Annotated in this window: 10 protein-coding genes; 1 reads left to right on the forward strand and 9 read right to left on the reverse strand. The window is 38.1% G+C overall.

The window, feature by feature from the left end:
• Nucleotides 1–8: 8 nt before the first annotated feature.
• From ACH0AK_RS13440 to ACH0AK_RS13455, 4 genes are all read right to left on the reverse strand, one after another.
• Nucleotides 9–929, reverse strand: a complete 921-nt coding sequence (locus ACH0AK_RS13440) for a carbohydrate ABC transporter permease (RefSeq protein WP_023520476.1) — start codon at nucleotides 927–929, stop codon at nucleotides 9–11.
• 11 nt (nucleotides 930–940) lie between these two features.
• Complete coding sequence (locus ACH0AK_RS13445) at nucleotides 941–1,888, reverse strand: ABC transporter permease (protein ID WP_010734151.1); 948 nt, start codon at nucleotides 1,886–1,888, stop codon at nucleotides 941–943.
• Between the two features lie 253 nt (nucleotides 1,889–2,141).
• Nucleotides 2,142–2,861 (reverse strand): pseudouridine synthase, encoded by a 720-nt coding sequence (locus tag ACH0AK_RS13450; protein ID WP_499796973.1) that lies wholly within the window; start codon nucleotides 2,859–2,861, stop codon nucleotides 2,142–2,144.
• Nucleotides 2,862–2,892: 31 nt separating this feature from the next.
• Nucleotides 2,893–4,542: a putative polysaccharide biosynthesis protein gene (locus ACH0AK_RS13455; RefSeq protein WP_010734149.1), complete on the reverse strand. Its 1,650-nt coding sequence runs from the start codon at nucleotides 4,540–4,542 to the stop codon at nucleotides 2,893–2,895.
• Between the two features lie 478 nt (nucleotides 4,543–5,020).
• On the opposite strand from ACH0AK_RS13455, the gene ACH0AK_RS13460 reads away from it, so the two are divergent.
• Nucleotides 5,021–6,523, forward strand: coding sequence for a UDP-N-acetylmuramoyl-L-alanyl-D-glutamate--L-lysine ligase (locus tag ACH0AK_RS13460; protein WP_137072925.1), 1,503 nt, complete (start codon nucleotides 5,021–5,023; stop codon nucleotides 6,521–6,523).
• A 792-nt stretch (nucleotides 6,524–7,315) separates the two neighbouring features.
• Here ACH0AK_RS13460 and celB read toward each other — a convergent pair.
• The 5 genes from celB to ACH0AK_RS13485 are packed head-to-tail and all read right to left on the reverse strand — an operon-like array spanning nucleotide 7,316 to nucleotide 11,858.
• Nucleotides 7,316–8,671, reverse strand: a complete 1,356-nt coding sequence (gene celB / locus ACH0AK_RS13465) for a PTS cellobiose transporter subunit IIC (protein ID WP_023520478.1) — start codon at nucleotides 8,669–8,671, stop codon at nucleotides 7,316–7,318.
• Nucleotides 8,672–9,190, reverse strand: a complete 519-nt coding sequence (locus ACH0AK_RS13470) for a hypothetical protein (protein ID WP_499796974.1) — start codon at nucleotides 9,188–9,190, stop codon at nucleotides 8,672–8,674.
• A 20-nt stretch (nucleotides 9,191–9,210) separates the two neighbouring features.
• Nucleotides 9,211–9,531: a PTS cellobiose transporter subunit IIA gene (locus tag ACH0AK_RS13475; RefSeq protein WP_010734145.1), complete on the reverse strand. Its 321-nt coding sequence runs from the start codon at nucleotides 9,529–9,531 to the stop codon at nucleotides 9,211–9,213.
• Nucleotides 9,532–9,543: 12 nt separating this feature from the next.
• Nucleotides 9,544–11,523: a BglG family transcription antiterminator gene (locus ACH0AK_RS13480; RefSeq protein WP_010734144.1), complete on the reverse strand. Its 1,980-nt coding sequence runs from the start codon at nucleotides 11,521–11,523 to the stop codon at nucleotides 9,544–9,546.
• 20 nt (nucleotides 11,524–11,543) lie between these two features.
• A complete protein-coding gene (locus ACH0AK_RS13485) occupies nucleotides 11,544–11,858 on the reverse strand; it encodes a PTS cellobiose transporter subunit IIB (RefSeq protein WP_010734143.1) in 315 nt (104 codons plus the stop codon).
• Nucleotides 11,859–11,876 lie beyond the last annotated feature (18 nt).

Raw genomic sequence — 11,876 nt, forward strand, 5'->3', positions numbered from 1 at the left:
TTAGTGCTTTATTCTTTGACGCCGCCAATCGTTAACCCTTTAACAAAATGTTTTTGGAAAAATGGATAGCTGATCGCAATCGGTAATGTTGAGATAACAACGATTGCCATACGAGCAGACTCTCCAGGAACAGAAGCAAGACCGCCGGCTAACTGACTACCTGCTCCAGCATTTTGAGTAAGATATTGGATATTGCTTTGAATCTTCATCAATAAATATTGCAATGGAACGAGATTATCGTTTTGAATATACAGTAACGCATTGAACCAGTCATTCCAATAACCTAAAGCTGCAAATAAACTGATTGTCGCAATTCCTGGAATCGCTAAAGGTAAGACGATTTGTACAAAAATCCGAAGTTCACTCGCCCCATCTATCCTAGCAGATTCAATGATCGAATCAGACACCGAACGTTTAAAGAATGTTCGCATCACGATAATATTGAACGGACTGACTGCCATCGGTAAAATCAATGCCCAAATCGTATCTTTCAGTTGTAATAAATTCGTCATCACTAAGTAGTTCGCAACCATCCCTGGTGAGAACAACATCGTGATCAAACAAAAGACTGTAAAGAAACGACGAAATGGAAAGTTGGATCGAGAAATAGCATAAGCATATAAAGAAGTTGCTGTACTATTGATCAACGTTCCTACTACTGTCACAAGAACAGTGACGAAAAGAGCCTGAAAAATTTTGTTTTGCATCTGGTCAAACAAAAAAGTATACCCAAATGTACTAAATGTTTTAGGCCAGAAACTATACCCTTGTGTGGACAAAATGGATTCATCTGTAAAAGAGATCGCAATTACAAAAATAAATGGTAACACACAAGAAAAAGCAAAAAGTGCAATCAAAATATTGGAGAAAAAGTTGGTGGTTTGACTAAACGAGCGGATCTCTACTCGTTGAACTTTCTTTTTATTCATTTTTCTCCTCCTTAGAACAATGCCGATTCGCTGTCAAAACGACGAGCAATCGTATTGGTGATCATTAATAAAACAAAGCCGACGACTGATTGATACAGCCCAGCTGCGGCCGTCATACCAAAGTCGCCAGTGGATGTCAGCCCATTATAGATATAAGTATCTAAAACTTGTGTCACTTCATAAAGCGCTCCGGAATTTCTTGGGATATTATAGAACAAACCAAAGTCCGCTCGGAAAATATTTCCAACTGCTAATATCGTCAAGATCGTCATCAGAGGGACCAATTGTGGAATCGTCACATGTTTGATTTGTTGCCACTTGCTTGCGCCATCCACCATCGCTGCCTCGTAATACGTCGGATCGATTCCCATAACTGAGGCAAAATAAATGATACTGTTATAGCCGATCCCTTTCCATGTTCCAATAAAGACTAGAATAAATGGCCAATATTTAGGATCATTATACCAATTGATTGTTTCTCTCCCACTTGCTGCCAACCATTGATTGAAGATCCCTTTATCTGGACTTAAAAACGCATAGACAAAGTAACTAATGATGACCCAAGAAAGGAAATAGGGAAGCAATGACATGGTCTGGTATACTTTTACCAATCGTTTATTTCGCAATTCACTCATAATGATTGCAAACACGACAGATATCAAAAGATTCAGTAAAATAAATGTCACATTATATAAAATCGTATTTTTGGTAATCAGAAACGCTTGATCAGAAGAAAATAAAAACTTGAAATTCTCCAATCCAACCCATGGACTCTCTCTTAAACTGGCAAGAAAGCCATCCGCAGAAATATGGAAATTTTTAAACGCAACGACATTCGCTAATACCGGGATGTAAAAGAAAAAAATCATCCAGATCATCCCAGGGATCGCCATTAAAACAAGCGCCTTATAGCGCCATAAATTCCCAAAAAAACCTTTTAACCCCTTCCTTTTTCTCATATAAAAACTCCTTTCACCTCATTCGCACTGTCATTATAGCGCTTTCAAAAGATATAATAAATGAACAAATCATAGGGAAAATGAAACAAATTATAGAGAAGATTGTAAAAGAATCATTTTGATCTGAGGTGTGAGACAGAAAAACGAAAAATAGCTGTTTTAGGTTGCCATCTATCATGATTTCAATAAATAAACAAAAAAACTTACAGGATTGAGTAGTATACCCCAATCCTATAAGCTGTGTTTTCAGGCTCTATTTACTTCTTACTTGTGCCAATTCATCTGGTGTCATTTGGCGATACTCTCCTAAAGCTAAATCTTCTGGCAGAAGAAAATTCCCCATACGTATCCGTTTCAAGTAAGTGACTTCTTTGCCAACGGCTTTTACCATCCGTTTGACTTGATGGAATTTCCCTTCATGTAAGATCAAGCGGATACGAGAAGTGATTGTTTCTTCATCGACTGAGTCAATGAACAGTTTTGCAGGCAGTGTCTGTTCATCTCCATCAATGAGTAATCCTTCTGCAAATGCTGACACATCTGCTTTCGTCATCACACCTTTGACCTCTGCCAAGTATTCTTTTTCTACGTGTTTTTTAGGAGAGAGTAATTGATGTGAAAACTGTCCATCATTGGTCAGGATCAACAATCCTTCTGTATCTTTATCTAACCGACCGACTGGAAATAGATCTTCCCGAAAATCTTCATCAGAAAGTAAGTCGATGACGGTTTGATCATGATTATCTTGAGTTGCTGAAACTACGCCAGCTGGTTTATTCAAGATATAATAAAAATCTTTTTGATAATTTAAGGATTCATCTAGATACACCACCGTGTCTTCGGTTTCTTTCACTTGATATTTATCACTTTTAATACAGTTTCCATTGACTGTGATCAAGCCTTTTTTGATCAGCCCTTTGACTTCTTTGCGGCTGCCAAGACCGATGTCAGCTAAAAATTTATCTAAACGCATGTGATTGTCCCCTTTTCAAGCAATGCCTGTCTTATTTGATACGTAACCGTCGGCGTAAACGAATCATCCCTTGACGTCCTAATAACTTATCTGCGAGACGAAGCTTCAGTGCCAGATACGTATATACCAAACCACCCACTCCGGCGACTAAAACAATTAATATTAGTGATTGGAACTTACTGTCTTGGCTCAAGAACATCCCGAAAATCATTTTCGTCAGCCCTGCTGCAAGGAGCATCAACAGAGTAAGAATAAAAATCAATAAGGTGCGACGCCATACAAATTTCCGATTGAAGCGAGCCACTTGATGGATTTTCTTTAGTATCAGTGAACAAGAAACGATAAAACCAATCATCGTTGCGAGCAATGGTCCATATACTTCAAAAATACGGATTGCTGGATACTGCAAGACTAATTTTACGAGAAACCCAACCAGTAAGTATTGGATCGCCGCTTTGTTTTCAAACATCCCTTGAAGCATATTCGATACAAGCATATAAAGTCCTAGAAAAAGACCGACAAAACTTGCTTGGATCAATACTTGGCTTCCTAATTGATCTGGTGTGTAAAATAAAGTATTCAAAGGGTATGCCAAGAGCATCACACCACACGTTGCAGGAAACATAATAAAGGAAAACAACTGTAAATTACTGCTTGTTAATTTTGCTAGTCCACGACGATCCTTGATCGTTACCGCTTCCGTGATCAAAGGTAAACCTGTCGCAGCAATCGACGTCGCTAAAGCAATGACGACCATTGTCAACTTGTCAGGATTCGCACTGAAAATTGAAAAAAGATCCAATAATTGGGCATTGGAATATTCAGTGGTATCCGACATGATTTTAATAAATGTAAATTGATCGACTAATTTAAAAATCGTGATCCCTGATCCTACGATGATAAAAGGAATCGCTTCTTTGATCGTATCCAACAATAATTCTTTCGTGGCAATGGTCACTTGGTTTTCACTGTACTGCACACGAGCTGCTGTATACGCTTGATGTTTCTTCAAAAAATATAATAAGACAGCCAAGCTGACGATCATCCCAATAAATGCTGCAAAAGTCGATTGGGTCACCGCAGTTACGTAGTCCCCTGACAGGACTTTCATGATGATGAATGTAGAAAGCAACAGATAAAATACGCGCGCAATCTGCTCAACGATTTGCGAAAGTGCATAAGGCATCATTTCCTGATTCCCTTGGAAGTATCCTCGAATAACACTCATACAAGGAAATACTAATAGTGCTGCACTTAATGAGCGCATGATTGGAATCAATTCTTCCCCACCACCAGAGGCACGAGCTAACCAAGGCGAAGCAAAATACATAAATCCTGCAAAAAACACCCCTAAAACAGCCATCATTTGCATTGCTCGTAGAAACAACCGGTGAGACGTCCCGTATTCATTCAATGAATTGTAACGTGCGGTTTGTTTCGCAATGGCAGCTGGAATCCCCGCAGTTGAAATCATTAAGAATAACGCATAAATATTGTACCCCATATTGAATAATCCATTGGCAGCCTTTGCATTTTCGCCCATCCAAGCATACCAAGGAATAATATAGACTGCGCCCAGTAATCGAGAGATCATATTACTTGCAGTCATCCAAGCAGAACCTCTAGCCATTTTCTCTTGAACTGTCAAATTTTCTACTGCTGGTTTTCTTTGATTAGTCATTGATCAGATTCCAACTTTCTTCAAAACATTACTCATATTTTAAGTGTAAATCCACAAAGTAGCAATCTTTTTATCGGCTTTTTTTATTTTATATCAGTTAAAGTCTTTACATAATAACTGTTTTATTTTGATTACAGAATGCTCTTGTTCTCTATCCTCATTCTTTGGAAACTGGCTTATTTTTTACCAAGGGAGTATTTTCTGTTTTAACATCTTCATTCACCGAACGAAATTAAAATGTGAAAAAATCGCTTAATTTCTCAGTTGCTTTCTATTTATTTTATTATTTTTAATATATTGGGATTTCTGTAATGAATTATCTCCATCTATTTTTAGGTCCTTTCCTATTTTTCGGCCTGCCTATTTTTTTGATCTTGTCAACTAATTTTCATTTTTACTTAAATCGTCTGTTCACGAAAATACGTAACAAAAAATATGCTATAATAAACCAAATAAATACAAAGTGAGGGATGATTCAATGAGCTTCTCCTTAGAAGATATCCGCAACTTATTGTTAAAAGAAAATCTGTTAAAAGAATTTGTATCACCACAGGGGTGGCATCTGTATGCTCCAGAAAATAGAGTATTCAAGAAATTAAGTTATGACTCACGTCAGGTCGATGCTGAGACATTATTTTTTTGTAAAGGATTAAATTTTAAAGAAGAGTATTTAACTGCCGCAATTGCTCAAGGGCTTAATTACTACGTGGCTGAAGAACCTTATGAGAACGAAGCTTGTGGCATAATCGTGACCGATATTCGCAAAGCAATGGCAATTCTTTCCATGGCTTTTTATGATTATCCACAAAACAAGATGCTAGTCATCGGATTTACTGGGACTAAAGGTAAAACCACCGCTGCATACTTTACCAAGGCCATTTTAGACCATACGACTAACTATAAAACTGCCCTTTTTTCAACTATGAATACCACATTAGACGGCAAGTCTTTTTTCAAATCTCATCTGACAACACCGGAATCACTCGACTTGTATCGCATGATGGCTGAAGCAGTAGAAAACGGTATGACACATCTTGTCATGGAGGTTTCTTCTCAAGCCTACAAAACGCAACGTGTTTATGGACTCACTTTAGATGTCGGGATTTTCCTAAATATTTCACCCGATCATATCAGTCCGATCGAACACCCGACGTTTGATGATTACTTTTATTGCAAACGTCAACTGATCTTAAATTCAAAAAAAGTGATTTTAAATCGTGAAAGTGATTACTTTGATTTATTAGTGGAAACAGGACAAGTCCACGGTATTCCTGCCATCACTTACGGACGAGCAGATACTACAGACGTTCAAGTGAAAAGTTTAGAAAATCAAACGCAAGCGTTCGAATTGATCACACATGGTTCTGAATTACCTGTTGAAGCAGAATATACGATCAAATTAGCTGGTGGCTTTAATCAAGAAAATGCAGCTAGCGCAATCATTGCAGCGACATTAGCGGGTGCTTCGATTTCAGATGCCCAACAAGGACTAAGAGAAGCTAGGGTTCCCGGACGCATGGATCAGTTGACCCATAAAAACGGCTCCCATATATATGTTGACTATGCCCATAACTATTTAAGTTTAAAAACATTATTAGCATTTGCTAAGAGTGAGCATCCTAATGGCCGTGTGATCGTCGTTCTAGGAAGTCCAGGAAACAAAGCGATTTCCCGCAGACAAGACTTTGGAGAAGTCTTGTCAGAAACAGCCGATGTCGTTTTCTTGACCGCAGATGATCCTGCTTTTGAAGATCCACAAAAAATTGCAGAAGAAATCCATGCAGCGATCACAAATACAGCACTTGCTGTTCATTATGAAATGGACCGTCCGACTGCGATCCAACTAGCATTAGCAGAAAGCCAGCCAGAAGACTCTGTTGTGATTGCTGGTAAAGGCGTGGATGCCTATCAAAAAGTCGGTGGCGTAGATGAACCTTATGAAGGTGACTATGACATAGCAAAACGCTTGATTGAACAATGATTGATTTACAGAAAAAGCAGATTTTCTAATTTAGACACTTAACAACAACTAAAAAACCAACTCATCATGAGCTTTCCTTTTTTATGATGAGTTGGCTTTTTTAGTTGGTTAGTTCCATGATTTTTGACGTGAGGGGAAGTGAATGATTTTTTCTGTGGATTCTTGTCTTTCAATATTTTTGTATGAGCCTTTGCTTTCAAATTATCGAGAGACTGTCATTTCGAATCATCGGCTTTGCTTGTATAGATACTCAAGTTTTTTTGTTTATTGGATTTGTTTATTGGATTTGTTTCTTTCATTTCTTTTACTTGTCCTCCTTTTTCTAAACCTCTTTATTTCATACTTATGTCTAGTATACGGAGGATTTCCCACATATTTGTCCTTTTTTTTCTGTTATTTGATATAAATATCAAGCATCATTGAGTTGCCATCGACCATTTTTACATCTTTTTATGACTGTCCATATATGAACTAGGCTATTCCCCTTATTTTTAGAATGTTGCACTTTTGACTATCTTGGCAATTGAAATATCGTGGCTTTCTTTAAGAGGGGGAGCAACTGTTTTCTAATATTCCCTTGCCTTACTTTGATCGTGTTCTCCCTCTAGAAGTAACTTCGTAGGTTCTATTGACTAATAGATATCTATTTTTTTGTATACAAGGTTATTTTTACAAGCTTCCCCCAATTTTCTCATTATTCAACATATATAGGCTTTTCTTTTTTCATAACAACTCACTAAAAAACTCAGTTACCATCTCTAACGAATGGCAACTGAGTTTTCTTTTGAATCACTATGCCACTGAACCTTCTCTTGCTAATTCTGCGGCTTTTTCTTGTTCTTCAGTCAATAATTTATTGTCATAAAACTTGATGAATGGCAACCAGATGATAAAGCCGAGAATCGCACATAAGACGGCTAAGACAGCGGCTTTCCAATCACCTCCACTACCAACAAAGGCGCCGATCCCTACCGGTGAAGGCCAAGGCATTTGGGCTAACATTGGTCGAACAATTTCTAGTTTGATGGCAAAGTATGCTAATGATGCGGATGCCATCGGTGCTAAGAAAAACGGTACTGCCAGGTAAGGATTATAAACGATCGGCATCCCGAAAATGATTGGTTCATTGATATTGAAAATCCCTGGTACTAATGAAGCTTTTCCTAATACTTTTAACTGATCGGATTTTGCCATAAAAGCAATAAAGATAATTAATCCTAATGTCGCCCCAGAACCACCAACTGTTACATAAGAGTTATTAAATTCGCCGGCTAAAGGATAATTTGCACCTTGGGCATTCGCTGCCATGTTCGCTAAAACGATTGGTGTCAAGAATGAGGTAATAATGTTCGCCCCATGAATCCCTACGATCCATAATGCGTGGATCAAGAAATAAATGATCATGATCCCTATCCACGTATTCGTTAATTCTGTTACAAATCCAAATGGAATAGCGATCATTTTGAAAATATCTGTTCCTAACGCAACTAATGTGCCATTGACAAGCATCACCACAAAGGCAATCACAAACGTTGGGATCAATGCGGTAAAGGAACGTGAAACCCCAGGTGGTACAACATCTGGCATCTTGATGACCCAGTTGCGTTTTACACACATACAATACAACTCAACTGCAATGTAAGACATGATGATGGCGGTAAAAATGCCTGACGTACCCAGACGTTCGACAAATGCGCCCATACGTACCCCACTAACCACAGTTTCTGCATCGGTCATACTAGAGATCAAGCTGATTTTTCCGTCTGAAATGATCAACTCTGGAATACACATGAAGAAAGCAAAAACAGATAATAGCGCGCCAGTTAAAGGATTGACATTCAGTGCTTGTTCATCTCTTTCGATCGACGTTAATTCATAAGCAAATACAATAGCAAAATAAATAGATAATATCCCCATCGTCATCGTATTGACGATCATATACAAGTCGCTGACTTTAAAGAAAGTTGCATTGAAAAATCCTTCTAAAAACGGAAATGGTAACGGTAAAATATTCAAAACTAAAAACATCGAACCTACGATCGTAAAAGGAATCGACGCCATCCCAGCAGCCATTACTGCGCGTACGATCTTGAATTGTGCCACTTTCCCCATCGGTCCCATCAAATATTTCTGTAGAAAATCAAACATCTATTTACTCCCCTTTCCAAAATGTACTACACGTTCATACTCTTTGATTCGTTGATAGTGACGATCCGTATTTGCATGGATTTTATTCAAGCGTCGCTGACAAAACAGACAGATCAGTAGCCCACTAGCAATCACAAACAGAATCAATGCTTGTCCATTTGAACCATCCGCCATAAAAGGAAACAATTGAGAATATCCTGGTGAAAATACTGCTAATAGGAGAAATACATTGGTTACCGCTTGCAATCGGAAATAATTTCGAGTAACCGTTGCATTATTTTTATGTGTACGATAGAGTGCCACTTGTTCTGCGACGACTGGTAAAAGAAAGAATAATAGCCCTAATGGTACCCAAAACATCTTGCTACTCGCAAGGAGTAAGGAAACCAGCCAGTAAAGATTGGTAAAAAAGAAACCAGCTGTCAAATAGCGAATAATCAGATAGCGATTAAAATATAAGACTTTCAAACTAAATGCGTTTTTCTCTAACTCCCGTTGTTTTTTCTCAGCTTCACTCATTTTCCCACCTCCGTTCTTGTTTATTTTTGATATAAGTAACTCATCTCTTTTGCCACTTCCAACAAAGTCATCGTCGTCATCAGATGATCTTGCGCATGGACCATGATGATTTCCATTTCGATCTTTTGCCCACTTGCATATTCTTTCAATAAATGCGTTTGTGACCTATGGGCTTCCAAAATCTCCTGATTCGCTTCATTTAGCTTTCCTTCAGCTTCTGTGAAGCTTTCTGCTCGTAACAAAGCAAATGCCTCGTGGATCAATGTTCGTGCATTGCCACTGTGAAAAATAATATCAAATGCGGTCACTTGGAGCTCTTCACTCGTCATTTTCTCCGTCATCAAGACGCCTCCTTAGTAAATCATTTTCATAAATTGTTGATTAAAGTTTTCAAACGTTGGTTCAGCTAAAATCAGCTGCTGTAGATCCAATCGATCAATAAATTTTACGATTGCCTTCGTTACAACAGTGATTCCTTCATTCTCGATACAAGAAGGAGAGACTAGAAAGACAAAATGGAGCGCCCCTTGTTCATCCCATGCCATCCCATCAGGAATGATCCCCACTGCAATTTTAGCAGTAACCCCCACTGGGATCGCTGGATGCGGGACAACTACTTGTTCACTGAAAATGATTTGCCCCATTTTCTCACGACGTTCGATTTGGTGAGACATCTCAGACGTATAATTCTCCGTTTCATCTTCTTGTAAAAGTGCCAACAATTCAGCGATCACTTGATCTTTTGTTGGTGCTGAAGAATAGACTTTAAACCATTTTTTTGAAATCTGCTCTTCGTAAAATGCCCTCTTTTCTTTCATGAGTGAGACAGATTCTTGGGGCTTCACGAAACAACTTGGGCGATGTTCTTCAATCACTTTACGGATTTTTTGAACATCTTGATCATTCAAGAAAACACTGACATGAAGAACAGGGACTTTGAAAAACATCGTTGATAAATCAATGGAAGAAATGATCAAATCAACATTTTCTAACGACTGTTCATCGATTTCGTAATAGCCTTTCACTTGATTCACTGCAATATTTTTTCCAAATTCACTCAACACTCGATTTTTTAGCAATTGCGCACTTCCATAGCCAGTCGCACAAATGATCAATGCCTGTAGTTTACAATCTACCTTATTTTTTTCAATTGCTGCCATTAAATGAAGCGCTAAATACGCCCATTCATCCTCATTGATTTTATAACCTTTCAGCGAAGGCATTTGACCAAAATAGTATTTGGTTAATTCAAATGCTCTCGGATCTTCTTTTTTGATTTCTTTTGTTAAAGGATTTTCCAGAGCGATTCCTCGCTCTAAGCGAACCAGCATCGGTTCTAAATGATTGAGTAAGCCATTCCTGAATTGATAATCCTCGACGATGGACTGCCCCAGAACCTGAGCTAACTCTTTAAGAACTGACATTAACTCTGTCACTAACTTCTGATTCTCCCTTTTATGATTTTGATTCGATTTAGCCATCAAATGTAACGCTAAATAAGCAATTTCATCTTTTGGGAAACGAACATTCATTATAGACTCGATCCGTCTGGTTATCTTCTTAGCTGCTTGATATTCGGTCTCATGGATTTCTTCTCCAGTGATTTCAGGTACTTGTATCTCAAAACCAGCTCGCATTCGCTTGATTGCCAATGCTAAATGTAACGCTAAATTTTGTATCACAAAATCGGACACCTTCAATTTGGATTCACGAATCTCGTCCAAGATGACGATCACTAATTCTTCAAAATTGATTTCCTTGAAAAATTGACTGTTACCGAGATATTCTTTTAAAGAATTAGTATACTTATTTCCAAAAAAGGTATCCATGATCACATGTCGCTTGTCCTGTTCTTGACCCTCGATCCACATTCCCTGCTTATGTTTCGACACAATTTTCAACGAATATTCGGCGATCTTCTCTTTGATTTCTTGGATATCATTCACTAAACTCGAACGGCTGATATATAACTCTTCTGCCAAATCATCGATCACGATTGCGCGATCTTCCAAAAGTAGTTTATTTAAAATGTACTTTTTTCGATCTTCTGAACCATAAAACTCAGTCACCTGATCACCATATTCGACAGTTACTTCTCGTTGCTTTAAAAACAGGGCAAAAGCAAGCTTGTTGATGATCTCTAGTTGATACCCTTGCCCTTGCTTGGCGATGAGTCTTCCGCCATTGTTTTCGATCACTTCATTCAATGTTTTTAAATAGTTGCGAATCGTACGGTCAGATAATAATAATTCAGAAGCGAGGTACTGGCTCGTGAGGTATTCTCCTTGATGATCAATCAATTGCCGCAATAACTCTTTTTCTGTTTGTTTCATTATTATCTTCCCCTATTCGTCTATATATTTTCCTCAATCAGCTCCGCTAATTTTTGGATACCTGTAGGGATAGGAACATACGCTTGGAATGGTATACTTACGACCGGTTTCCCTACTGTTTTTCCTAGTTTAACAAATTTATCCAAGTACATTGTTGTTTGAGGACTGATCAAGAACAAATCGAAATCACTTGTCTTGATTTGGTTGTCCCCTTCAGTTGCAGAAACCGCATCAACAAATACTTCTTCCCCTTTTCCTTTAAAATATTCTGTTGTTTTTGATGCCATCATCGAAGAAGACATTCCTGCGGCACAAATAATCAATGCTTTTTTCATTACGATCACTCCTCTAAT

This window comes from Enterococcus pernyi (assembly GCF_045371165.1).
Lineage (GTDB): Bacteria > Bacillota > Bacilli > Lactobacillales > Enterococcaceae > Enterococcus_B > Enterococcus_B pernyi.